Genomic DNA, 26921 nt, shown 5'->3' on the forward strand with positions numbered 1-26921 from the left:
ATAATTATCCGCCCTGACGGCTGGAATCCTCTCTTGAAAAGATCTGTTCGACCTCGTTCTCTGCTTCGCTCTCCGCATGCTGAGCATCTTTTTCCTGATCCTCTTCTCCAAGCACAGGAATTGGGTCAATCTGCCGCCACAATGGCGCGATAGACATAAACCCGGCAATCAACGATCCCGCCCGAAGCACCCAACTGATAACACCCACTGAAAGCCCTGCCGTTGCGCCCAGCAGAACCTCCGCTCTCATCTTCTCCTGATTGGCTGTTGCTGCAGCAGCTTCATCAAGATCTCGCTTCATGTCATCGAGCCCATCAGAAAAAGACGCGTTGTCCATTAGCCAGGCCAGATCACCAATCTCATTGCTATCAGGTTCGAAAGGCGCCAGATCCAGGCTCAGCAGGTCAATAAATTTTGGTGGGACAGGGTTATAGCTTTTAGCCTCGTACTGGTAGCTATCGCGTGCCGCAGGCTCAGTTGCCAACACCTGGGCCAGAATTTCGTCATTAATCGGTGCCAATTGTTCAGCACCAGTTGTTACGGCTTCTTCCGTTTGCTCAATCTCTGGCTCACGGGCAAAGTTAGGTTCTGCCTCTGACGCTATTTCGAGGTCTGCTTCTGGCTCCGGTTCAGACTCAGCTTCTGGTTCCAGTTCATATTCTGATACAGGTTGTGGGCTGAGCGGCGTTAATGGCTCTCTTGCAACCACTCCAGTACCAGAGGTCATCAGCTCATTCCCACCGTCCTGGTCTTTGTAGCTTGCCTCGACAGTAATGACCCTACCCACCTCTGACTCAGTGAGCGTATAAGTCGTGCCTTTTCCCACCTCTATTCCGTCGGCCTTCCAGGTGTAGGTAACAGGCCCCATACCATCTGCATCAGCCAGTGAGTTGGCGGCCGTCAGGGTTTCACCCAGCATTGCGATGCCAGAAATGGTCACCGCGCCGGTCGGCAGATCGTTAACGGCGTTGACCGTAATATTCACGGTTCCGGTCTCCGTCACTCCGCCCGAGGTGATGGTGTAGGTGAAGGAATCGTTGCCGTTGAAGTTTGCATCCGGCGTGTAGGTGAAGGTGCCGTCAGACTGATAGCTGACGGTTCCGTTACTGCCGTTGGTCACAGCGGTTAGAGTTGGCGTACCCTCGAAGTTGTCGGCGCTGGCGCCGTTGGTGCCGGTCAACACGTTGGCCGTGATCGGCGTATCCTCATCCGTGATCAGAGTGTCATTAACTATATCGACCACCGGGGTCACGATGACGCTGATTACCTGGGTGTCGGTGTAGCCATCATCGTCAGTGACCGTGACGGTAAACGAGTCACTGCCGCTGAAGTCAGCTGTTGGTGTATAGCTCCACAGACCAGTGGCCGGATCGATGCTGGCCGTGCCGTTGGTCCCATCGGTTGAGACCGTAAAATAGGTGCCATCAGTCAGGCCGTCGGCATTGTCGCTGGCCGTCAACGTTCCGCTGATGGTGGTGTCCTCATTGCCCGCGCCAGTGGTGTTGCCATTGATGGTGACCGGATCATCGACGGAATTGACGGTGATGGAGACTGTCTGAGTCGAGCTCTCACCGCTACCACTGTCGGTAACGGTGTAGGTGAAGCTGTCAGGGCCATGATAGTGAGCGGTGGGCGTGTAGCTGAAACTGCCATTGGTATTGAGGGTCAGACTGCCGTTACTGACATCGGTCGCCAGCGCGTAGCTCAACGCCCCGCCACTGGTGGTGCTGTCATTGGCAGCAACCGTATCAGTGAGAACGGCGTCCTCGTCGAGCGTGAAGCTGTCGTCCTGGGCCGTCAGATCAGTCACGGCAGTGACCGTGATGTTGATCACCTGGGTTTCGACATTGCATCATCATCGGTGGCCTGCACCACAAAGCTGTCGGCACCGCTGTAGTTCGCACTCGGGGTGTACGTCCAGTTGCCATTGCCATCGATGGCAGCAATGCCGTTACCTGCACCACTGGTAAGAGCGAAATTATTGACGGTGTATCCATCAATAGCATCGGAAAAGGTCACCGTGCCGGACGTGGCGGTATCTTCATTGGTGGTCGCCGAAACATCGCCCCCGAAGGTGCCGGCATCGTCGACCTGGTTAACGGTCAGACTAACCGTCTGCGTCGAGCTCTCACCGCTACCACTGTCGGTTACGGTGTAGGTAAAGCTGTCACCGCCTTGATAGTTGGCCGTCGGGGTGTACGTGAAGCTGCCGTTGGTATTGAGGGTCAGGCTGCCGTTACTGACACCGGTATTGACCGCATAGCTCAGCGCTCCACCACTGGTGGTGCTGTCGTTGCTGGCGACCGTACCGGTGAGCGTGGCGTCTTCGTTGAGCGTGAAACTGTCGTCCTGGGCCGTCAGATCAGTCACGGCGTTGACCGTGATGTTGATCACCTGGGTTTCGACATTGCCATCATCATCGGTGGCCTGCACCACAAAGCTGTCGGCACCGCTGTAATTCGCACTCGGAGTGTACGTCCAGTTGCCATTGCTATCGATGGCCGCAGTGCCGTTACTTGCACCACTGGTTAGAACAAAATTATTGGCGGTGTATCCATCAATAGCATCGGCAAAGGTCACCGTGCCGGACGTGGCAGTATCTTCATTGGTGGTCGCCGAGACATCGCCCCCGAAGGTACCGGCATCGTCGACCTGGTTGACGGTGATGGCAACGGTCTGGGTCGAGCTCTCGCCACTGCCGGCATCTGTGACTGTGTAGGTAAAGCTGTCACCGCCGTGATAGTTGGCCGTGGGGGTGTACGTGAAGCTGCCATCAGCATTGAAACTGAGGCTGCCGTTGCTGACACCGGTATTGACCGCGTAGCTCAGCGCACCACCACTGGTGGTGCTGTCGTTGCTCGCAACTGTACCGGTGAGCGTGGCGTCTTCATTGAGCGTGAAACTGTCGTCCTGGGCCGTCAGATCGGTAACGGCATTGACCGTGATGTTGATCACCTGGGTTTCGACATTGCCATCATCATCGGTGGCCTGCACTACAAAGCTGTCGGCACCGCTGTAGTTCGCACTCGGGGTATACGTCCAGTTGCCGTTGCTATCGATGGCCGTAGTGCCATTACTTGCACCACTGGTGAGAGCGAAATTATTGACGGTGTATCCATCAATAGCATCGGCAAAGGTCACCGTGCCGGACGTGGCGGTTTCTTCATTGGTGGTCGCCGAGACATCGCCCCCGAAGGTGCCGGCATCGTCGACCTGGTTGACGGTGATGGCAACGGTCTGGGTCGAGCTCTCACCGCTGCCGCTGTCGGTCACGGTGTAGGTAAAGCTGTCACCGCCGTGATAGTGGGCTGTCGGGGTGTACGTGAAGCTACCATCAGCATTGAAACTGAGGCTGCCGTTACTGACATCGGTCGCCAGCGCGTAGCTCAGCGCCCCGCCACTGGTGGTGCTGTCGTTGCTCGCAACCGTGCCGGTGAACGTGGCGTCTTCGTTGAGTGTGAAGCTGTCGTCCTGAGCCGTGAGATCGAGCACGGCGTTGACCGTGATGTTGATCACCTGGGTTTCGACATTGCCATCGTCATCGGTGGCCTGCACCACAAAGCTGTCGGCACCGGTGTAATTCGCACTCGGGGTGTACGTCCAGTTGCCATTGCCATCGATGGCAGCCGTGCCGTTACCTGCACCACTGGTTAGAGCAAAATTATTGGCGGTGTAGCCATCAATAGCATCGGCAAAGGTCACCGTGCCGGACGTGGCGGTATCTTCACTGGTGGTCGCCGAGACATCGCCCCCGAAGGTGCCGGCATCGTCGACCTGGTTGACGGTGATGGCAACGGTCTGGGTCGAGCTCTCACCGCTGCCGCTGTCGGTCACGGTGTAGGTGAAGCTGTCACTGCCGTGATAGTGGGCCGTGGGGGTGTACGTGAAGCTGCCATCAGCATTGAAACTGAGGCTGCCGTTACTGACATCGGTTGCCAATGCGTAGCTCAGCAACCCGCCACTGGTGGTGCTGTCGTTGCTCGCAACCGTGCCGGTGAACGTGGCGTCTTCGTCGAGCGTGAAGCTGTCGTCCTGGGCCGTCAGATTAGTCACGGCATTAACCGTCACCGTCACAGTCCCGGTCTCGGTCACCCCACCCGAGGTGATGGTGTAGGTGAACGAGTCGCTGCCAGTGAAGTTTGCATTCGGCGTGTAGGTGACGGTGCCGTCACCCCGGAAGCTGACGGTTCCGTTACTGCCGTTGGTCACAGCAGTCAGGGTCGGCGTACCTTCGAAGTTGTCGGCGCTGGCGCCGTTGGTGCCAGTCAAAACGTTGGCCGAGATCGCGGTATCTTCATTCGTGGTGAGACTGTCACCGACAATATCGATCACCGACGTTACAGTGATACTGCTGCTGGCTGGGTCAGCGCTGAACGGACTACTGCCGCCCACACCGGTGGTCAGGTCGGCGGTGACACCAGAGGTGCCGCGGGTCTGATCCCAGGCATGGAAGCTGATGCCGTTGGTGACCGTGCCGTTCCAATCCGCGTCCGGTACGAAACGCACTGAGGTGTCGGCATCGGCGGCCAACAGGCGCGCGTTGGCCGTATCCACTGTGCCAAATGCCGTCCAGGTGGTGCCGCCGTCAGTGGTGTATTGCCAGGTGCCGTTGGTGTCGTCGACACCGGTCACCGCGATGCCTTCCACCGAGCCACTGTCACTATCGGTTACCTGACCACTGATCAGAGCCGAGACCAATGTGCCATCATTATTGGCCGGATCCTCGTTGATAACGGCAAGGTCATTTGCCCCGGTGAGCACCGGCGCATCGTTAACATTGGTCACGTTGAAGTTAAAGGCGCCGACGGCGGGCGTCGCTCCGTCTTCACCTCCATCGGCCAGTGAGAAATCAAACGAGTCCGTTGTCGCCTGCGTCCCATTGTGGACAAAAATCAGACGGTTGTTGTCGATGTCATCCTGGGTAAACGAAGTGATCGCCACGCCGGAATTGGTCGTCAGTTCCAGTTGGCCGTTGGTGGGTCCATTGGTCACCGTATAAGTAAGCCCGGTTCCGGCATCGTCCGGATCACCTTCGTTCAGCATTGTCGAGGTGATCGTTACCTGACCACCCTCGGCCACGGTCGTTCCATTGTTCGTGGCCAACGTCGGGGAATCGTTGACCGCAGTGATAGCAATATCACGAGTCTGCGCATGGCTGTTAGCATTGCCATCGTTTACGGTAAAGCTCACCGTACGAGTTGTTGTGTTCGGATTCTCGCTACTATTGCTGTAGGTGATCGAGCGGAGCGCCGTTTCATATTGCCCCAGCGTGGCATTACCGGTCAGCGTCAAGATTCCCGTGGTCGCGTCAAAGGAACCGGTAATGCCGTTTTGGTCTCTGAAACTCAGGACGTCTTCGCTACCGGTGTATCCTGCAGTAAATTGCACGACGGCCGATTGAATGTGCGTATTATCCACATCGCTGATAGCCAACGTAGAAGTGATCGGTACCGCGCCATCATTTTCGGTATATGACAGTGCCGTTTTCTCTATTGCGGCTCCGACAGGTGCCTCATTTTTGTCTTGCACTACCTGGATAGTGAAAATTTCGTTGTAAGTCAGCCCGCCTGCATCAGTGACCTCGATGGTAATATTATGTGATGTTACTGTCTGATAATCGATCAGCGAGGCATTCAGAACCGTGATGTTGCCGTTCACCGAATCGATGTCGAAACGCCCACCTGCGCTATCAAGAAGTGTGTAAGTAAAGCTGTCACCACTGTCAGGATCAATGGTCGATAGCGTACCGACCACGGTTCCATTGGCAGTAGTTTCCGACACGGATAGGACCAGTTCTGGGTAGCTTGGCGAGAATCCGGTGCCGCTGGCGTGCTGCACGGTCAGGTTGTTACCGCTGACGCTTTCGACGATCCTGCCACTGCTGGAAAGGTTGTCGAATATCCAGTTAGCTAACATGCCGGCTTCGTTACTGGGCAGCGTCTGATTGTAGTGCGTCGCAACTTCGGTGGCTGTACGTACACCATCGAAGAGCCGGATATCATAAAGCTCTCCGTTAAAGTATTCATGGGACTCGAAAGTGCCGCCGATGCTGTCCTGCTCAAGGCCAAACATCAGCGTTCCACCAGTCGGGATCGTTTGGCCTGTCGATAAACCTGTACCACTATCTATCAACGCGCCATCTATGTAGATGCTCCAGTCTCCAGCGGTATTATCCCAACTCACAGACAGGGTGTGCCTCTGACCGTCCATCAGGGTCGCGTTGTAATCGATCGCGCTGGAAAACGCGACAGCGCCTGTTCCGATATCGAGCTCAAGCGTGTTGTTTGCCATCGTGTTGATGGTGAGCACGTCGCCTGATGAGGTGTTGTACGAGATGAAAGGCACTTCGTTAGAGAAGGTATTTCCTTCGAACTGCACTTCAAACGTGAACTGGCTAAGTGGGCTTGGCAGTCCGTTGTCTGCTAAAAGATAAGTATCGTTACCGCCGTCTTCATTGAGACTGATGCCACTCTGTGAAATCGATGTGGTTATAAGGTCGATTGGGGTGTCGTTGACGGCCGTGATGTTGATCAGAACGCTGTTACTGCCTTCCTCGGTAGCAGCGGTGCCCGATGTACCGGGATCGTTCCCGGAATTACCGCCATCGTTTACCGTGACAGTGAGCGTTGTGCTGCCCGACGGATTATCCAAGCCGTTCAGATAGGTGATGGTGCCGGTACCGGCGCCGGTCAGCAGGTTATTGACTTGGGCGATACTGCCGCTAAGGGTGACTGTACCGGTGCTGTTGCCGCTGTTGATGGTAACGCCTGAATCCCCGGCGGCCACCGTCAGAACTCCCTCAATTACAGTCAGGGTAGCCGTGGCCCCGCGCCCGCCTCGTCAACATCACTGACACTGAAGCCGGTGCCTTCAATGCTCAGACTGGTCTGCTCTGTGGCGGCAAGGGAGCTGCCCGGGGCTGTGACCACGGGCGCATCGTTATAGGCGTTGACGGTAACGCTGCTGCTAGCCGGGTCGGCGCTGTAGGCCGTGCTTCCACCCACACCGGCAGAACCGTATTCGATCTGGATATCATCCAGGTAAAGCGTACGGTTAGATGCCGCTCCGTCGTTGACATACAGGCGTATCTGCGTGTCGGTGGCGATGTAGCTGCTAATGTCAAACGAGCCGGTTCCGATCCCGCTATTGACGGAGGAAAAGGTATGCAGAGTGGTGAAACTGATTCCCCCATCGCCGGAAACCTGCAGCAATACCTCGCCCTTGGCCATCGAGCTGGAATCATACGCATAGGTCAACGTGGCGGATGTCGCTGAGCTGATATCGACCTCGCGATAGATATTGTCTCCGATAACCGCGGCATTGACTATTAACTGTCCGCCCCTGACTTGCAGGTTACCCTTGTCTGCTCCCAGACCTCCCGCCTCGTTTTCGACCCAGGCGCCGGACCAAGTTGCCGAGCCATCGTCATTTCCCCAACCGACCAAGGTGAATTCATCGCGCACCGTGGCAGAAGCACTCAGGTCGGCGGTGCCACCAGCCGTGCCGTTCGTCTGGTCCCAGGCATGAAAACTTATTCCATTGGTAACAGTGCCATTCCAGTTCGCATCCGGCATAAAACGTACCGAGGTATTGGCATCTGCTGCCAAAAGTCTGGCATTCGAGGAGTCTACTGCCCCGAAAGCAAACCAATTGGTGCCACCGTCCGTCGTATATTGCCAGGTGCCGTTGGTATCGCCGACTGCCGTTACCGCAATGCCTTCCAACGAGCCGCTGTCGGTATCGGTCACTTGGCCCGCGATCAAGGCAGAGACCAACGTGCCGTCGTTACTGACCGGATCCTCATTGATCGACGTCAGGTCATTAGCGCCAGCCAGTACCGGCGAAGCATTGGCGAGAATGTTATGCCACTGACCCTGCTGCCTCTCGCTTATGGCTACAATAGTTTCGATGTCACCAGTTTCATATTCCAGATCCCAGTCTCCACCTATGCTTTCGTGTCCGGTGAGGTCATCGGAAGCTGCCACATCGGCCAGGGTCAGGGCGGCGAGGCCATCGATAAGCGATCGCCCCACCTCGGTTTCTGCCAGGTCACAACCATAAAAAAGAATATCTGCGTCGGGATCCAGGTATTCGGCCCAGGATTGCAGCTGATTTTGATATAAAAAAAGATTCTCGTTATTGAGCTGCGTGTTGCCGAGATCAACGTTGCCATCTGAGCCGTGAGAAATAAGGTGGATTGCGTCTACAGCCTGATAGTTTTGCAAGGCGGCGGTGATCTGCTCGATGCCATCGCGGTTATTATCGAGCAGAATTACTTCCAAGCTGCGGTTGTCGTTGCCTTCCGATAAGATGTCATCGACGAGTTGCTGGTAGTTGGGAGTATCGGTATCAACAAAGACCAGCTCCGTACGAATAGCGCTTTCAGCCACAGGCGAAGTTGATTCGCCTTCCTGGGTGGGTGGTTCCGAGGGTGCGATGTGACTCTGTTCGCTCTCTAGCTGAGCACGATGCTTTTCGAGCACTGCGGCGGTGTCATCAAGCAGCGTCGCCAGAGAATCGTCCGTAGCAGGGTTGTCAGCGGCCCCGCCAAACAAATCCGCCGAAAACAGCACCCGGGGCTCAAGAGCCTCGATGGTTGGCGCTACGCGTCGTTTCTGTTTTTTATCCATCAGGCGCCTAACTCCATTTAAGACCCCTTCTCGTCAAGACTGAACTTAACGATTGGCCAATTCAGGGTAACAAGCCATCGGTTTGAAAGCGGCCGGCGACACAAGGGATGCGGTGATGCTCTCTAACTGGTCGAAAAGATCAGGTTCACCAGTTAGAGCTACATCGAGCCAATATTGATCAACGTCTTTGGTATGGGGCAGGATTTCCGTTTCGAAGCCCTTCAGCGCAAGCCCTTCCTGGCGTTGATCTGCGAACGCACGCGTGCGGAAATAACCGAGAGCCAAACGGCCCTTATTCTCGCCTTGCGCTAGAACGAATCGATCGTTAATACCCGCTTTATCAAGAAGGGAAAGTAAGCGCTTGGTCCCCTGAGAATTGGGCTGTTCAAGTGCAAGAACCCTATAACCCGCAATTACATTGTTACTGGCTGAGCGTAACCGGAGTTTTTCAGTGGTTTGTTCAAGCCTCTCAGCAAGCACTTGAGCCGTACTTTCATCCTTAACAGGGCCAACGCTGTAACAGACCTCTGTCGGATACTCGTTAGTCACCTCGACTGGCAAGGTGGGCTCTGTCGCATCAACAATCTGTGCAGGTTCATGCAAAGATTGTGGTAGGAAACTTAACTGACACCGTAAACCAGCAGGAATCGCGTAATCGGGATTGGGCAAGCTTAAACGAACACCATAGGTACCACTGGCAGCATCAGCGACACGATCGACTCGTTCAACCGTTGCCCGGTATTCGCCAGCGACCCCCAAACCAGTAGTCACCTCCGCCTGCATACCCGGCAGGATACGACCCCAGTAGTCCACCGGCACGATAACCTCCACATGCAGGGGATCTAGTTGAGCAACACGGACCAGTGGATCATTTTCCACAAACTCACCCACCGACTTAAAGCGCTCCATAATCACGCCCGAAACCGGGCTACGAATACTACGCTGTCCCAGAATCATTTGTGCTCGGTGGTATTCAAGCTCTGAAATGGCCTTCTTATCTTGCTCGTGCCTAACCTGCAATTCTGCAATGCGCGCTTCCGTTTCCGATTGGTCCACATCGTGCTGGGAGATGGCGGACTTGCGTAACAGTTCCTGTTTACGCTTTTGAGTAAGTGAGCCAAACCGCGCGCCCTCCTGGCGTAACTCTATTGCCGTATCCATACCGGCGCGAATCCTGGCCAGCTCTAAAGAGGCTCGCTCCACACTGGATTCAAGCTCGACGATGACTGTGCCTTTCTTCACGCGATCACTGCGATAGACGTGAATGGCTTCCACAACTCCCGGGATTGCGCTTCCCACATCAACAATCTCACTGGGCTGCATGACACAATCTTGAACGGGAATGGCGTCATCAACCGATTCCCTCGGACTTTCGTTTGCATGAGCACTGACAACAGAATTAGTTATCAGAGCGAGCAGGAGCGACTTCCGTGTTTTTCCTTTCATTGGTTGACTCACTCGCTACATGTCCTTGGAAGGTCAGAAATCCAGCCTGCTCAACAGCAACTGGCGACCACTACGAAACCATTGGCTGGCCAAAGGCTCAGCACCATGATCGAAGCGCACGTAAGCGCGCTCACCTACCCCAGTTACACCGAAATTCTCGGGTAACGCCAGATCGATCTGAAAGACTTCTTCGGCCGCGCTTGTTCCGCCGCTATCCGTCATCTTTACGGCAATTGCACCACCGCCAGCAGTACCCAGGGCTCGGCTCGGCAACACCCTGCTGCCAGCTGGAGTCTCCCTGATAACCTCGGCCGTCACCGTCTCAATCGGCCTTTCAGCAACACGGATTTGAACTTGGGAGATCTGTTGGCGCACCAATCCTATAGTTGATTGCGGCACTACCGCCCTCACAATCAGACGCTCCGGGCTGATTACATACCCGATCAACTCCCCCTTACGCAGATAACTTCCGGCAAACCTGCTTTCATCGGGCAGTACAAACACACCCGCCACTTTGCTACGCACGATCAGTGCGTCCCGCTGTGCTTTCAGCATTGCCAATTCCGCTTCGACCGAAAGCAACTCTGAACGGATCAGCTCAGATTTCACACGTTGCCTCATACGCTCGGCGGCACCACGAATTTGCAACTCTCGGCGACGAGCATCCAGTTTCGAAATTTGGGCTTCCAGTGAAAAAGCGCTCATGCGAACCAGCGGTGTATTGGCCTCCACCGGTGTTCCGGACTTAACCAACAACTCCTCCACAAACCCTTCTGCACCGCTATACACCAGGGCCTGCTCATTTACCCAGACAACACCTTCTGCGTGACTGGTAAGCGATATCGGCATCAGCAACAAGATAGCGCTAAGACCACCGACTACTAAGACGGAAACGGAAGTGGCCCGTGCACGCCGCCCAACCAACATCTGTCCTTCGATCAGAAAGCGGGCACCGCGATAGAGCGGCAGAAACAGCTGCGTCCCCATCGCCCAGGCCCCCAAGGCGATCCCAATGAATAGGTACTCTTCCGCCAAAAACAGAACGATGACGGCCAAGATAAACAGCCGATAGAAAAAAGCGGCCAACCCATACACAGCAAACCAGGCCGCCTCGCCTTCGGCCGTCACCGGGGAGCGAGCTGTCTCAATGCCAAAGAGATAACGCTGGATCAGATAAAGGTAGTAACGGCTTGAACGGACATAAAGATTGGGAATTTCTGCGAGGTCCTGAAGGACGTAATAGCCATCAAATCGCAACAGCGGGTTGGCATTGAACAGTAGGGTCGAAACCGTGCCGATTAACATGACGTTAAATGCCACATCGCGCACCAGGCCGGGCTCAACCGCCAGCCATACAATCAATGCCAGTGCAGCAAGTGACAACTCGGCCAGCACACCTACCGCCCCTACCAACGCCCGTTTGTACTTGTCGCGTATCTCCCAGGCGGCAGATGCATCTACATACGGAACCGGAGCAAAGACCAGGAGCGTGATCCCCATTTCATGCACTTCGCCTCCCCACATCTTCACCGCGAAGGCGTGAGCAAATTCATGCACTACTTTGATAACCACAAAAGTCAGCAGCATGAGAACAAGGTTGGCCGGCAGGAGGATATCCCGACTTATTGAGGAGCTGATTTCAGGAATATTTACCAGCCCTAGCAAACCAGCTAAACCCACTAGGAGGATCCAAACAACGATACCGGCTCGAGAAAAAACTGGGCGGATCCAAGGATGAATCGATTCAGAATAGCGTCTGGATCCAGCAACGGAATGCGTATCGACAACGGATTCACGACGGCACGTTGCCTGCGAAGACGACGCTCATTCTGAAACCGGTTAAAGAACTCTTTTGCTTCCGTCGGCAGTTCACTTCGCAGCAGATCCATTGCGAACAGCTGAGTCAATATCAGAACGATTTCATCTTGAGTCAGCGAATCCTCACCCAGAATTTGTTCTACCTTGTGGTAGATTTCTTCAACCGTGAGCTCGCCGTCGAGTCGACCAATAAACTCGTAAGCCGGCGCGCTGAAACGCATATGACGATTACTGGATTGATCACGCAAAAGGTACCAGCGCTCGCCACGGTATTGCTGGGAATGGGTTGTTACATGCTTACGGAGCTTGGGGCGCAGCTTGGCGAGCAAAGGCCAATGTGGGTTTAAGGATGCTGCGTTCACTTGTTGTTCTGCCATCAGACCGCCCAGAGCCAGAGACGGACTCGATCAACGATTGAGTGCGTCCAGATCCAGAGCAAGCTGTGTTGCCCCATATCAACCTTGGCCACCCCCCGCATGCCCGGGCGCAGCATAGGCGCGGGCTGATCTAGCGACGCCTCCACCCGGAAAAAGTTTCGCGCTTCACTGGAGACAGCAACTGGCACTACTTGATCAATGACAACATCGAAAGCGGTTTGTGGTAAGGCCGATATGATAAGACGTCCGGGCTTGCCCCTTTCCACGCCCGCCACATCCTGCTCTTCCACTTCCAGCACCACGCGATAACTTTCCAGCGGCGCAACTTCATAGAGTACCTGGCCGGTCTCAACCGGTGCCCCAACCGATTGGCTCAGATCACCACTAACCACAACGCCATCGAAAGGCGCACGCAGTTGAGTACGTTTTATCTTTTCTTCAACAAGCTGAATTTCGGCGTTTACCTGGTCCAGCTGGGCGCGCAAGACGCTGAGGGTAACCCGTTCGCTGTCCGCCAACGCCTGCTGATACTCGGTTTGGAGTTTGTTGTATTCGCCCTGCCATTTTTGACGCTCAAGTTGCAAATCTCGATCGTCTAGTAAGGCCATCAGCTGGCCGTTCTTGACCAAGTCGCCAGCACGCACCTCCGCGCGTTTCACATAGCCAGTTTGCGGTGCCACCAAGACCTGACGAACAGCGCCTTCGATGCTGGCGGCCGAAGCCATCTCATAGGTCCCTTCCACCAACGACAAAACACTGAGCAATACCGACGCCGTGAGCATCACCAATTTTGACTTCATAAATGAAAGGCCAAAAACGCTAGCGGCTAATTCATGCAACGCCTCAATGCCTTTAGACCAAGAGGAACGATCCTCCTGCCGCTTCCATTCAAGCGCTGGCCCCACCACAGCAGCCAGAGACTGACACAGCGCAACCGTAGCCTTGTCAAAAGGTTGATTAGCCTCTCGCTCCAGGGTGATAGCCCCGATAACCTTTGATCGACCTCGTAGCGGGATTGTGCAAACAGAAGCACTTTGCTTCTGATTGGCCAATTCAGCATGGGCGCGAGAGACAACAGAATCCTGAATGGGAATAGCCGGTAGAACCACGGTTAAGTCTTGATCCACAGCCTCTTCCATGGCTGCTTCTATTCTTCGCACGAGTTGGGTACGTGGATCAAAACTGCTGACATGTGATAAAGCCTGAAGGCGAATAGGCAGGCCCTGACGAAAACCGATACTGACTCGTTCGCATCCGAACTGATTGGCTAGCTGATTGACTGTTTCAATCGCCGCTGCATGAGAGGAGGAATGGCGGAGAATAGCTGTCATTGCAGTCAGGGCAAAGGTGCCCGATTCTCGCTGTGCAATGGAACGCTGTTGCACCAGCGTTTCCATCCACAGGCCACCCCATTGAAGCAACTGCAATACAGCATGCTGTTGGGCCACAGAGCGAGGTGAGATCAGGACTGCAACGACCGCGACGGGCTTATTTCCAACCATCAATGGGCAGGCTATTAATTCACAAGCACGCTGTTTTTCAGGCCCGTAACGCTGTTGCGAGCGAACTACGCTGCGCTTGTCGGCCAGTGCTTGGGCGGCGGCATCTGCCAGGAGAGATTCACCCTCACCCTCCTCTGGCCAACAGGAAACAGAAGCACCGAGACGCTTGGGATTTTCCGGCAAATAGAGTGCGCCGCGGATAATGCCGGTAACCATCCGGCACTGCCAAGCCAGCCATTTCCGGGCCAATTCAACCGAAACAGCGGAGGAGCTTAGATCCACGCCCCCGTGGTCGGAGGTATTCGCCTTCCCCCGGTTAAATGCACGTGCCTCTATAGGTCCGTGGACGTCCTGTTCTTGGGAGCTCTTATCTGCACGCCTAGACGGTGTGAGTATGCTAATGGGCATAAGTAATTCTTCCGCTGAATTACCTGCAATTATCACCCAAAACTTATATTTTTCCTGTTTATTTTGTGTCCAAGTGTATCTCAACCGTACACATGAATCTGCGGATCACGTCCCAAAACTAAAATTTGACTGCCCGCGGGGCCGAAATCCCCTCGGGGCGACCAATTTTAAGAGTTCTTGGCATGTTGTCTTAGCAACGCCAGCAAGCCGGCTTCATTTAGCACCGGCACTTCAAGCTGCTCGGCCTTGGAGAGCTTTGAACCAGCCGCCTCACCTGCCACCACGCACGCGGTTTTCTTGGAGACACTACCGGACACCTTGGCGCCAAGGCTTTCCAGCTTCTCCTTGGCTTCGTCTCTGGTCATCTCAGACAGGGTCCCGGTCAGCACCCAGGTTTCGCCCTGAAGAGGCTTTTCAGATTCTTCGATGACCTCTTCCTGCCATTGCACGCCCGCATCCTTCAAAGCTTCCAGGGTTTCCTGGTTGTGAGGTTGCTCGAAGAAACTGCGAATATGCCCGGCGACGATGGGCCCGACATCAGGCACCAGCTGCAACGCCTCTTCATCCGCGCTGGCTATCGCCTCAAGCGTGCCAAAGTACGATGCCAGTGACTTCGCCGTCGCCTCACCCACCTCACGAATACCGAGGGCGTACAGGAATTTCCAAAGCACCGGCTGACGGGACCGGTCAATGGCCGCGATAAGATTGCTGGCCGACTTGTCGCCCATTCGCTCAAGGCCAACGAGATCCTGCTTCTTCAAGCGATATAGGTCGGCAACGGTTTCCACCAGTTCGTGCCCGACCAGGATGTCGATCCACTTATCACCCAGACCCTCGATATCGAGAGCCTTTCGAGAGGCATAGTGGCGGATGGCTTCCTTGCGCTGGGCGGGGCAATAAAGTCCACCGGAGCAACGGGCGACTGCTTCGCCCTCGATCTGGACGACATCGGAACCACACACCGGGCAATGTTCAGGCAGAACGACCTCGCGAGCGTTTTCAGGTCGCTTCTCCGGCACCACTTTAACTACCTGGGGAATGACGTCACCGGCTCGCCGTATGAAAACGGTATCGCCGATGTGGGCATCGAGGCGTCGAATTTCGTCCATGTTGTGCAGGGTGGCATTGCTTACGGTCACGCCCCCGACAAAGACTGGCTTAAGACGCGCCACCGGGGTAACAGCACCGGTACGGCCGACCTGGAATTCAACATCTTCGATGACGGTGAGTTCTTCCTGCGCCGGGAATTTATGCGCGATGGCCCAGCGCGGTGCCCGGGACACAAAACCGAGCTTTTGTTGCAGATCCAGCCGATCGACCTTGAACACGATGCCATCAATTTCATAAGGCAGTGAATCGCGCTTTTCCATAAGTTTGGTGTAGGCCTCAAGGCATTCCTCGACGCCACGGGCCTTGCGCATTTCGGGGTTGATGCGGAAGCCCCAGCTTTTCACCTGCTGCAATCCAGCCCAGTGATTGTCCGGAAGATCACGCTCATCAACCACCGCCACGCTGTAGGCGCACATCTCCAGCGGTCGCTTCGCCGTGATCGTGGATTTTTTCTGTCGCAGGCTGCCCGCCGCTGCATTTCGGGGATTTACGAACGTTTTCTCACCTTGATCCACCAGCCGCTTGTTAAGCTTATCGAACCCGGCCTTGGGCATGTAAACCTCACCCCGGACCTCAACCAGGTCGGGAACGCCCTCGCCTCGCAGTTTCAAGGGAACCGATGGAATGGTGCGGATATTGGCAGTGATATCTTCGCCGGCATAGCCGTCACCCCGGGTCGCGGCTTTTGTCAGCCGGCCCTGCTCATAATGCAGGCTGACCGCAAGGCCATCGAGCTTGGCTCGCAGACATACTCGATGTCTTCCACGGCGTCCAAGCGCTCGCGCACACGGCGATCAAAATCGCGCAACTCGTCCTCGCTGAAGGCGTTATCCAGCGACAACATGGGAATGCGGTGAACAACCTCTTCGAAACTGGTTTCAGCACTGCTCCCCACCCGACGCGAAGGCGAATCTTCCGAGGCCAGCTCGGGATACTCCGCTTCCAGGGCCTGCAATTCACGAAACAGCCGGTCGTATTCGGCATCCGGGATGCTTGGATCGTCCAGCACGTAGTAGTGATAATTGTGCTCCTCAATCAAAGACCGGAGTTCTTCGACCCGCTGGATCACCTCGGGCGTGGCTTTACTCATGGGGTTGCGCTCTCAACTGTCAAAAAAATGCCCGGAATACTCCGGGCATCATTCGTTACTCTGGTCGCCCTGCGTTAAACCCGCTGGGAACGTTGCTTTCGGTCGAATTCACGGATGCGCTGGCGGCAGTGCTCAATGGTTTGAGGCGTCATTACACTGCGCCGCTCATCTTTGAGCTCACCACCCAGGTTACGAACCACACATTGGGCTGTTTCAAGCATAAACTCGAACGCCTGGAGCGACTTCGAGGGTCCCGGCATGCTCATGAAGAAGCTGATTCCCGGTGTGGTCATTCCGGGTATATCCTTTGGCCTGAAGGTGCCCGGCTCAACCGCATTGGCAACGCTGAACTGAACCGGACTGGTGGTGTCGGTCGTTTCATGCCGGTGATAGATGTCCATATCTCCCAACTCAAGGCCGCAGGCCTCAAACAGGTTTTTCAGAGCCGTTCCGCTGAAATCGTCACCGGTACGGGCCAGCACATTGATTACGATGACCTCCCGGGCTTCAGGACGGTTGGCGCCCGCAAGCGGCTGGCCGTGGTTGTGCTCCACCGGACTCCGACGAGCAGTATCTTCCTCAACTTCTGTGGTCACCGTCGGCGGTACCGAAGCTTCGGTTTCCCGATCCTGGACTGGCTCGGCTGCCTCAATCGCTGACTTGTGCTCAGCGTCTTTCTCGGCCTTTTTCTCAGCCTCTTTCTCAGTCCACGACTCTTCCTGCCTCTGGTCATCGTCAGTCAGATGCTCATCGTTCGCACCCCAACCAGTATCGACGGCAGCGTCTGCTTCGTCATGGGCGGAAAAACCGGAGGCCCAGGACGAATCATCGACTTCACTGGCCGGTTTTTCACTTGCCGGAGTGCTGGCCGACGCGGTGACCGGACGTGTCGGCTTGGGTTTTGGCGAGCCAAAGCGCCCGGAGCGCTCGGGCTTCACATAACCACGCTCCTCGAGGGTATCCCGGGAAATCGTGCGGGCACCGCCATTCGGCAGCTCCGGATTGAAATGATCATCCAACGGCGACTCTTCCAGCTCATCGGCTCCCATACCGGAGGAGATGGCCAGGGATTCCTTGCGGGCGCGCCGGACGCGGCGGATTCCGTCAATGACAATACCAATAATGACGAGGGTACCTATGGCGATTAACCATTCCCTAAGTGACATAGTCCTGCTGTCCTGTTTGCGGATCGGGTAACACTGTTACTCTAAGAAAAGCCCGTTGCGAATACAACGCACAGGCGGGCCAGATGGCGTTATTGTCATCCTTGACGGTTTTCTGTCCAGTTACGGCATTCAGGCTTCCGCCAATGCCGCCGCTTCTTCCACATCCACCGAAACCAGTCGCGAACAACCCGGTTCGTGCATGGTCACGCCCATCAACTGATCCCCTAGCTCCATGGCGATCTTATTGTGGGTAATGTAGATGAACTGCACTTGTTTCGACATCTCTTTGACCATATTGGCGTAGCGGCCAACGTTGGCGTCATCCAGCGGTGCGTCGACCTCGTCGAGCATACAGAACGGCGCCGGATTGAGCTGGAAGATCGAGAACACCAGGGCAATCGCGGTGAGGGCTTTCTCACCACCAGACAGGAGATGAATAGTGCTGTTCTTCTTGCCCGGCGGGCGCGCCATGATGGCAACACCGGTTTCCAGCAGGTCTTCACCGGTCAACTCCAGATAGGCGTTACCGCCGCCGAAGACTTTCGGGAATAGCGCCTGCAACCCGCTGTTGACCTGGTCAAAGGTCTCCTTGAAGCGCTGACGGGTCTCCCGGTCAATCTTTCGGATGGCATTATCCAGGGTCTCCAGCGCCTCCATCAGATCGTCGTTCTGGCTGTCCAGGTAGGTCTTCCGCTCGCTCTGGACCTGGTATTCCTCGATGGCAGCAAGGTTGATGGCACCCAGGCGCTGGATGCGATTGCCGATCTTTTCCAGCTCCTCGGCCCAATCCTTTTCATTGGCGCCTTCGGGCAGCTGCTCCAAAATTTCCTGCAGCTTCACATCCAGCTCTTGCAACTGTTCGATGTGATTACCAGAGCGGATTTCCAGGGCCTGGGATTCCATTTTCAGTTTTTCGAGGCTGGAACGAACATCCTGGATCTGATGATCAATCCGGCTGCGGCGCTGCTCCTTGTCCCGAACTTCCTGATCAATTTCCTCGAGCGCGTCCCGGGCACCGCCCAGCTTTTCCTCTTCCGCCAGACGACGATCCAACAACCCTTCCAGCTGCATCTGTAAATCTTCGATGGGCTCTTCCGCGCTTTCGCGGGATTCCCGAAGTATTTCCAGGCGCTCTTCAATGCGCTCCTTCTGCATCTGCATTCGCTCGATGGTCTGCTTCAGACCGTCACGCTGGCTATGCAGTGACTGCAGCTGTAATTGCAGCTGGTGGGCATGATCGCGGTCATGACGGGCATCGTGGCGCAGCGGTCCAGGTTTTCCCGCAGACTGTCCCGCTGCGCCAACAGGCGTTCTTTTTCCTCATCACTGTCCTCGCTGGAAGCCAGCGCCTGCTGCCATTCTTCCCGGGCACTCTGCAAGCTCTCTTCCCGATCTTCGAGATTCAGGGACACGTCGGACAGGTCTTCGCGAATACTCTTCAAACGGGCATCGATCTGTTCCGCCCTGGCCCTTAGGCCACTGATCCGCGACGACAAACCACTCAGTTCACGTTCGGCATCGCTCAAACTGGCCTGGGCGTCATCACGCTCCGCTTCCGCACGCTCGGCGCGCTCCTGCAGGTTGTCGAGCCGATCGTTGGTCAGTTCCAGGGATTCCTCGGCCTGGGCCAGTTGTTCGGTCAGTTCGCTGACCTTTTTCTGACGCTCAATCACACCAACCTGGCCCGCCTCCGAATCCGGCATCAGCAACCAGTCACGGGAAACCCACACACCTTCGGGCGTAATCGCACTTTCACCGTCAGTCAGGGACGCTCGAAGTTCGAGGGCGTGATCCAGCGATTCAACCGTTCTGATGCCAGCCATCAGCGAGGCAACAGTCGGCAACCCGGAAACCTTGGCAGCCAGTCTGTCGCCACTAAACTCGCCCGTTTGTTGCTCGGCGGAATTCACTAAGGCGAGGCCTTTCGGAGCGGACGCCATGGCCGCCGAGAGGTCTTCGATGCCGGGCAGCGCCAGCCCGTGGGTAAATCGGCCGATGACCTGCTCGACCGCGAATTCCCAGCCGTTCTCAATACTCAGCTTTCCAGCCACGCGGGGCGAGTCGGTCAGGCCATGTTCAGACAGCCAGCCCTGCAAGGCATCGTCCTGGCCGCCTAACTGCTCATCCAGCAAAGCCTGCTGCGATTCCAGCGATGCCCGAAGGCTCTGCACCCTTTGGCGATCCTCGGCGGCAGCTTGCTCAGCCTCACGCTGATTCTGGCGGGCCTCGTAAAGATTCTCCTGGATGGTTGCGATGCGCTCGGACGCCTCTTCACGCTGGAGCTCCAGGGTTTCCTGCTGCTCGAGCAACTCCTCCAGTTCAGCTCGATCCATCTGGCCGTCCAGCAGCGCCTGCTCGTCTTCCAGCTTGCGGTATCGGTTCCGCAGTTGTTCGATGGCATCTTCCAGAGAACGAATACGGGATTGCGATAGCTCGGCCTGACGACGGGCGTCGGAGGAGCGACCGCTGAAGTCTTCCCACTGCTGCTGCCACTCGCTCATGCGTCTTCCGCCATCTGCAGTTTTTCTCCCGACTCTTCGGAGCGCAGCGAGAGCGATTCCTGCTCGGGCTCGATCATATCGAGCTCTTCCTGAATGCCGGCCAGCCGGCTTTCATCCTGTTCCAGTTCCCGGGCCAGTTCGCGCTGGTTGGCCATGGCCTGATCCAGCTCCGCTGCCGTCTGGCGGCTACGCTCACGCTGGTGCTCAAGGCTCTGCTCAATCCGGGCAATATCCGCGCCAGCCTCGTAATAGCGGGCCTGGGCCTTATTAAAGTGCTCTGTTCGATCCAGATGGTTGTCCCGCAGGATTCCAGCGAGGTTTCCAGGTTAACGCGCTCGGTGAGCTGCTTTTCCAGCTCAAGCTCTGTGTCGCGGATTTTGCTGCGCCAGCTTTGCAGATCATTATCGAGGGTCTGCCAACGCAAGACCGTGAGCTCGGCTTTTTTCTGACGCTCTTCGTGCTTGTAGGCCTTGTACTTTTCAGCCGCCGCAGCCTGACGTTCCAGGTGCTGCAACTGTCGGCCCAACTCGTCCCGCAGGTCCGTCAGGCGTTCCAGGTTTTCCTGGGTACGGCGAATGCGGTTTTCGGTTTCCCGGCGCCGTTCCTTGTACTTGGAGATGCCAGCCGCTTCCTCGATGTAAATCCGGAGCTCTTCTGGCTTGGCCTCGATCAGCCGGGAAATCATGCCCTGCTCGATGATGGCGTAGCTACGGGGGCCCAGACCCGTACCGAGGAACAGATCGGTAATATCCCGGCGCCGGCATTTTGAGCCATTCAGGAAATAATCGGACTGACCTTCGCGGGAGACACGGCGGCGTACGGAAATCTCGTTAAAGCTAACAAACTCGCCCGGAGCCGAGCCGTCGCTGTTATCAAAGACCAGTTCAATGGAAGCCTGACCGACAGGCTTGCGAGCACTGGAGCCATTGAAGATAACGTCGGTCATGGATTCGCCGCGCAGGTACTTGGCTGAACTTTCACCCATAACCCAGCGAACGGCATCAATAATGTTGGACTTACCACAGCCGTTGGGGCCCACCACGGCAGTCATGTTGGATGGGAACGGCACCGTGGTTGGGTCAACAAAGGACTTGAAGCCAGCCAGCTTGATGGATTTCAGACGCATATCAGGTGTTCTCCTCATCCCTGAGAATGGTCAGTACCTGCTTGCGCTGGTGCTCACCGAAGGATTCGATGACCGACTGCAGACGGACCACGTCATCGTTGACGGCGGCGTCGGCCAACTGACGGAAAAAGGTCGCGGTTTCACCGATCTCATCCCGGAAATGCTCCAGGGCAACAAAATAGGTTCGGCTGATGGCCGGACGGAAGTTTTCCAGGGTTTCTTCCAGAAACGGGTTCTCGACCAGCTTGTAGGCATACCGCATCACACCGAAACCGGCGTCGATGACTTTTTCGGCCGCGTCGGTGTCAGTCGAGTTCATCGCTGCAATCACCGCTTGCAGCTCGCTGACTTGCCCCATTACCCCGCCTAATTCCTTGCCGGACCAGCGCTCCAGCACTTTGCGCCCAAGCATGCACAGCAGATCAATATAGATATCGTAAAGGCTGTTGACGCTCTCAGGCGTTAAATTCGAAACCACCGCGCCACGGCGTGGGTAGATGTTGATCAGGTGGCGACGCTGGAGAATCAGTAGGGCTTCACGCACAGACCCACGACTGACATTGAGATCTCCAGCAACCTTAAGCTCCTGAATGCGCTCTCCAGGTTCAAGATCTCGAGTAATGATCCGTTGCCCCAAGTGCTGGGCGATTTGTTCAGACAGACTTTCCGGGGCCTGAAACCTCATAAAGATAGTCGCTCACTTCTGCAGACGGCGTAGGTACAAGCGCAGCAGTTTACCACAGGCGTCCGCCAGCCCAATGCCCGGGCCTGAGATTTCGAATTCAATCCCGCACCCAGGCGGCAAAGGTCTGCCGGCAAATTGACGCCATCCCTGTCCAACACCTGCCAGACCTTAAAAAACACATGAATTATATGTTTTAGCTATTTGTGTTAATTAGGTTTTTAGATTTTGGCATAGGTTCTGCTTGAACCGCTCTGTAGCGGCGCAAATCCCACTGACAGAGCAAACACCAGTGAAACAGATACCATCCATCGAACGATCCATTGCCCAGCCCCACAAGTTGGGGGAACTGAGGCAGGCGCAGAAGGACTGGCGCAATGACCCTGATGTGCTCACACGTCTGACCAGACGACTGTCCACAACGCTTTCATTGGAAACACAGCTCGGTATTGTTGCTGACGAGCTCGGGGAAATCGTACCCTTTGATTCACTGAACTACCGGCATCGGATTGCGCGCCAGGATTTCGTGTTTGCCTCGGGCCTGGGTGGCCAGCACAAGTGCGAGTACCGACTCAATCTCGAAGGCGTTTCCTACGGCACTCTTACCTTGTACCGGCGCAAGAAATTCTCTGAAGAGGAACTGGAGGGGATCGAAACGATATTGGGCGTAGTTATCTGCCCAATGCGCAATGCCTGCCACTTCCTTACCATCGAGCAGGCAGCATTGACTGATTCCCTGACAGGCATTCCGAACAAGCGCGCCCTGGATGACAATTTGTTACGGGCAAGCCAGCTATCGGCTCGTCACGAAGAATCCTACTCGCTGATTCTGTGCGACCTGGACCATTTCAAGACGGTTAACGACAACCACGGCCACGTGGTTGGTGACCACCTCCTGCAGCAGGCCGCAGAAGGCATTGAGCGGGCTCTGAGAACCTCGGACAGCGTCTACCGATTCGGAGGAGAGGAATTTGCCATTGTGCTCCCGCACACCTCTGATCAGGATGCACGGGATGTCGCGGACAGAATTCGAAAGGCCATTGCCAGCATTTGCGTTGACTGCGGAGACGGTAAGCTCTCGGTAACCGCCAGCTGCGGCGTCGCTACCCATCTGGGCAACGAAACGCCGGAGCAATGGCTGGCGCGGGCAGATGATGCCCTCTATCACGCCAAACACGCCGGCAGGAACCGCACTCAGGTATTCGCAGCTATCGGCTGAAGCCTACTTCTTAACCGGCTTGCGCTTGGGAGCAGTAGCCTTTACTGAAGATTTCGCCGGCCGAGAGTCACTTACCTGCCAGCGACTGCCGCTGCGCTTCTGATTTATGGCTGGACTTTTCCGACGCTGTCGATCCTGCGCCGCTTTCTCACTGGGCGTTTTCTGCGGGATGGCGAGCGCGTTCAAACCAACCGCGCGGCTCAGAGAGTCCACGGCCTTCTGGTCCAGCTCTTCCCACTTGCCCAAGGTCAATCGACTGGGAAGAAAAACCGACCCATAGCGAACCCGCTTAAGGCGACTCACCTTCACACCCTGAGATTCCCAGAGACGGCGGACTTCGCGGTTACGCCCTTCCAGTAGCGTCACGTGGAACCAGCGGTTCATGCCACTGCCCCCCGCCGGGCTGATGTCGGTGAACTTGGCCATGCCATCTTCCAGCAACACGCCCTGCATCAGTCGCTCGACCATGGCGTCGTCCACCTCACCGAAAATGCGTACCGCGTATTCACGGTCAATCTGACTGGACGGGTGCATCAATCGATTAGCCAACTCGCCGTCCGTAGTGAACAGCACCAGGCCAGTGGTGTTGATATCCAGGCGGCCAATGGAAATCCAGCGATGGTCCTTGAGACGGGGCAATCGGTCGAACACTGTCGGCCGGCCTTCCGGATCCTTGCGGGTGGTGACCTCGCCCTCAGGCTTGTTGTAGATCAGGACCCGTCGAACAACCTCGCGGCGCCAGCGACATCGAGGCGCTTGCCATCAAGCTCGAACTGGTCCTCAACCGTGGCCTTCTGCCGGGTGAGACCGCATTGCCATTCACAGTCAGACGCCCGGCCTCCATCCAGCCTCAATTTCGCGCCGTGATCCTACACCGGCACGTGCCAGAAGTTTCTGAATACGCTCGGGACCAGCATCGCTGGCTGCGTCGACCGCTGGTTTAGCGGCTTTCTTTGGGCGTTGTGAACCCATGTATAAATCCTTAGTTACTGACCGAGTCCGTGACGGCCTCAGTGAAGTGTCTGCTCGTTCGTGTCGTCGTCTTTTGGCGACTCAAACTCTATTTCCGCCTGCATGTTCTTTTCAATCTCGCGCCCGATCTCTTCGAGATCCCGTACTTCCGACAACGGTGGCAACTGGTCCAGGCCACTGAGATTGAAATAATCGAGGAACTGTTTAGTCGTCGCATACATAGCAGGCCGCCCTGGAACATCCCGGTGCCCGACGACGCGCACCCACTCTCGCTCAAGCAGCGTGCGAATGATATTGCTGCTTACCGTAACGCCCCGGATATCTTCAATTTCGCCCCGGGTAATGGGTTGGCGATAAGCGATCAGCGCCAGGGTCTCCAACAATGCTCGCGAATAGCGCTGGGGCCGTTCCTCAAACAGGCGGCCGACCCAGGGCGCGTACTCTTCGCGGATCTGGAGACGGTAACCACTGGCAACCTTCTTCAGCTCAAAACCGCGATTCTCGCACGCGGATTCCAGCAGCATCATGACATGCTCCATCACCTGCCGCGCAGGCCGCTCATCCTCAGTGAACAGCTCTCGCAACTGGTCCAGCGACAACGGTTTACCGGCTGCCAACAAAGCGGCCTCGGCAATCGCTGGATACGTAACAGATGCTCTTCATTCATAACGGTGACCCGTGCTCCACACGTCTCTCAGATAACAGCCAGCGGGCTCGCTCAGCTTGCCGCCCTGGCCCGAACATGGATTGGCCCCAGCACCTCGGCCTGAACCACTTCAATCAGCTGTTCCTTTACCAGTTCCAGGGTCGCCAGGAATGACACCACTACGCCCAGCTTGCCCTCCTCCGGAGTAAACAGGCTTTCGAACGTGACAAAATGATCGTCCCGCAATACCGACAGAATCGCCGACATGCGCTCCCGGGTGGACAACTTCTCCCGCTCAACATGGTGACTGGTGAACAGATCGGCACGCTGGAGCACACCCTGGAGTGCCAGCAGCATTTCCCGCAAATCAACGTCCGGATGGGGCTGGCTCGACGGTAACTTCGGCAGCGCTGCCGAGGCGTTAAAGTTGTCGCGCTCAAGTCGTGGCAGCTCGTCGATATCCTCGGCCGCCTGCTTGAACCGCTCATATTGCTGCAAACGTCGGATCAGCTCGGCCCGTGGATCGACCTCGTCGTCGTCCTCACTCTCCTGTCGCGGCAGTAACATGCGCGATTTGATCTCTGCCAGCGTCGCCGCCATCACCAGGTACTCGGCAGCCAATTCGAAGCGCATGGCCTCGACGGCACCAATGTAATCCATGTATTGGCGGGTAATTTCGCTGACATCGACGTTCAGGATGTCCATGTTCTGGCGACGAATCAGATAAAGCAGCAGGTCCAAGGGCCCTTCGAAGGCCTCCAGAAACACCGCAAGGGCGTCGGGCGGTATGTAAAGATCTTTGGGCAGGTCGACGACGGGCTTGCCGGAAACCCGAGCAAGCGGCGACCGCTCGGGCGTCCCTTCCTCGTCGGCCACTGGCGTAGCTGCGCTGTCGTCCATCACCACTCTCTCCTCTGGAAGCCTCCCCTCTGGAAGCACCTTGCTGCCCGGACCATCACACCTGAAGCCGCAGCTTAACGGTAATGCAGACCCATTGCGGCCCGAACTTCCTCGAGCGTATCGCGGGCCGCATCACGTGCGTGTTCACGCCCTTCCTGAAGGATTGAATGCACCAGGTCCGGGTTATTTTCGTATTCGCGAGCGCGCTCATGCAGTGGACGCTGTTCCTCGACGATCGAGTCGATCAGCGGTTTTTTGCAATCCAGGCAGCCAATGCCGGCACTCCGACAGCCGTGCTGGACCCAATCCTGGGTATCGGCGTCGGAATAGATCTTGTGCATCTCCCAGACCGGGCACTTTTCAGGATCGCCCGGATCGGTTCTGCGTACACGCTGGGGATCGGTCTGCATGGTGCGGATCTTCTGAGCAACGCTGTCCGGCTCCTCGCGCAGACCGATGTAGTTGTTGTAGGACTTGGACATCTTCTGGCCATCCAGTCCCGGCATCTTGGATTCAGGCGTCAGCAACGGCTGCGGCTCTGGCAGAATGACCTTGCCACCACCTTCGATGTAGCCATACAGACGCTCACGATCACCCAGGGAGATATTCTGTTGTTCCTTGAGCAACGCACGGGCGGTTTCCAGTGCCTCCATATCGCCCTCTTCCTGGTAACGCCGCTTGAGGTTGCGATACAGCTTGGCGTTCTTTTTACCCATCTTGACGATGGCGCCCTCGGCCTGCTCCTCAAATCCTGCTCGCGGCCATAGATGTGATTGAACCGACGGGCAATTTCCCGAGTAATCTCGACGTGGGAGACCTGATCCGCACCGACTGGAACCTTGCCGGCCCGGTAGACCAGGATGTCGGCACTCTGCAGCAGTGGGTATCCCAGGAACCCGTACGTCGCGAGATCCTTTTCCCTGAGCTTCTCCTGCTGATCCTTGAAGGTCGGCACCCGCTCCAGCCAACCAAGTGGCGTGATCATTGACAGCAACAGGTGCAGCTCCGCATGCTCAGGCACCTGGGACTGAATGAACATCGTTGACGAACCCGGGTTGACGCCCGCGGCCAGCCAGTCGATAACCATGTCCCAGACACTTTGCTCGATACCCGCAGTTGTCATATTCAGTGGTCAGCGCGTGCCAGTCGGCCACGAAGAAGAAGCACTCGAACTCGTGCTGGAGTTTCACCCAGTTTTTAAGCACACCGTGGTAATGACCGAGATGTAGCTTGCCGGTCGGACGCATGCCGGACAGAACCCTTTGCTGGGAATCTACAGAACTCAAAGCACGAACTCCTCAATTTGTTTTTGGACCGCCATGATAAGA

11 protein-coding genes and 5 pseudogenes are annotated in these 26921 nt (G+C 56.2%); 1 reads left to right on the forward strand and 15 read right to left on the reverse strand.

What is annotated here, in order from left to right; genetic code table 11:
• Positions 1-4: 4 nt before the first annotated feature.
• The 11 genes and pseudogenes from AU14_RS02670 to AU14_RS02715 form a co-directional block, all read right to left on the reverse strand.
• Positions 5-1834 (reverse strand): Ig-like domain-containing protein, encoded by a 1830-nt coding sequence (locus tag AU14_RS02670; RefSeq protein WP_041338697.1) that lies wholly within the window; start codon positions 1832-1834, stop codon positions 5-7.
• A complete protein-coding gene (locus AU14_RS02675) occupies positions 1831-6786 on the reverse strand; it encodes a beta strand repeat-containing protein (protein WP_041338700.1) in 4956 nt (1651 codons plus the stop codon). The genes AU14_RS02670 and AU14_RS02675 overlap by 4 nt, the downstream gene beginning before the upstream one ends.
• A gap of 23 nt (positions 6787-6809) precedes the next feature.
• Positions 6810-8630 carry a DUF4347 domain-containing protein gene (locus AU14_RS02680; protein ID WP_041338704.1) on the reverse strand — a complete coding sequence of 607 codons (1821 nt, stop codon included), beginning with the start codon at positions 8628-8630 and terminating at the stop codon, positions 6810-6812.
• Between the two features lie 45 nt (positions 8631-8675).
• A complete protein-coding gene (locus AU14_RS18565) occupies positions 8676-10076 on the reverse strand; it encodes an efflux RND transporter periplasmic adaptor subunit (protein ID WP_052471942.1) in 1401 nt (466 codons plus the stop codon).
• Between the two features lie 33 nt (positions 10077-10109).
• The gene (locus tag AU14_RS02690; protein WP_052471943.1) at positions 10110-11756 is read right to left on the reverse strand and encodes an efflux RND transporter periplasmic adaptor subunit; all 1647 of its coding nucleotides are present in this window, start codon (positions 11754-11756) and stop codon (positions 10110-10112) included.
• Positions 11756-12271 carry a DUF1152 domain-containing protein gene (locus AU14_RS18570; protein WP_148312711.1) on the reverse strand — a complete coding sequence of 172 codons (516 nt, stop codon included), beginning with the start codon at positions 12269-12271 and terminating at the stop codon, positions 11756-11758. Before AU14_RS18570 ends, AU14_RS02690 begins: the two co-directional genes overlap by 1 nt.
• Complete coding sequence (locus AU14_RS02695) at positions 12271-13989, reverse strand: efflux RND transporter periplasmic adaptor subunit (protein ID WP_052471945.1); 1719 nt, start codon at positions 13987-13989, stop codon at positions 12271-12273. The genes AU14_RS18570 and AU14_RS02695 overlap by 1 nt, the downstream gene beginning before the upstream one ends.
• A gap of 359 nt (positions 13990-14348) precedes the next feature.
• Positions 14349-16381 (reverse strand): annotated as a pseudogene (ligA, locus tag AU14_RS02700) (NAD-dependent DNA ligase LigA).
• Between the two features lie 74 nt (positions 16382-16455).
• On the reverse strand, positions 16456-17547 hold the full coding sequence (gene zipA / locus AU14_RS02705; RefSeq protein ID WP_041338708.1) for a cell division protein ZipA: 1092 nt from the start codon (positions 17545-17547) through the stop codon (positions 16456-16458).
• A gap of 129 nt (positions 17548-17676) precedes the next feature.
• Positions 17677-21174 (reverse strand): annotated as a pseudogene (smc, locus tag AU14_RS02710) (chromosome segregation protein SMC).
• Position 21175: 1 nt separating this feature from the next.
• Positions 21176-21859: a GntR family transcriptional regulator gene (locus AU14_RS02715; protein ID WP_041338711.1), complete on the reverse strand. Its 684-nt coding sequence runs from the start codon at positions 21857-21859 to the stop codon at positions 21176-21178.
• A 289-nt stretch (positions 21860-22148) separates the two neighbouring features.
• Here AU14_RS02715 and AU14_RS02720 point away from each other — a divergent pair, with 289 nt between their 5' ends.
• Positions 22149-23075, forward strand: a complete 927-nt coding sequence (locus AU14_RS02720) for a GGDEF domain-containing protein (protein WP_041338714.1) — start codon at positions 22149-22151, stop codon at positions 23073-23075.
• A 3-nt stretch (positions 23076-23078) separates the two neighbouring features.
• On the opposite strand, the pseudogene rluB reads toward AU14_RS02720, so the two are convergent.
• The 4 genes and pseudogenes from rluB to AU14_RS02740 form a co-directional block, all read right to left on the reverse strand.
• Positions 23079-24047: pseudogene (gene rluB / locus AU14_RS02725) on the reverse strand (23S rRNA pseudouridine(2605) synthase RluB).
• A gap of 38 nt (positions 24048-24085) precedes the next feature.
• Positions 24086-24714 (reverse strand): annotated as a pseudogene (gene scpB, locus AU14_RS02730) (SMC-Scp complex subunit ScpB).
• 51 nt (positions 24715-24765) lie between these two features.
• Complete coding sequence (locus AU14_RS02735; RefSeq protein WP_052471947.1) at positions 24766-25593, reverse strand: segregation and condensation protein A; 828 nt, start codon at positions 25591-25593, stop codon at positions 24766-24768.
• A gap of 74 nt (positions 25594-25667) precedes the next feature.
• Positions 25668-26879 (reverse strand): annotated as a pseudogene (locus tag AU14_RS02740) (tryptophan--tRNA ligase).
• Positions 26880-26921 lie beyond the last annotated feature (42 nt).

Source organism: Marinobacter similis, from assembly GCF_000830985.1.
Lineage (GTDB): Bacteria > Pseudomonadota > Gammaproteobacteria > Pseudomonadales > Oleiphilaceae > Marinobacter > Marinobacter similis.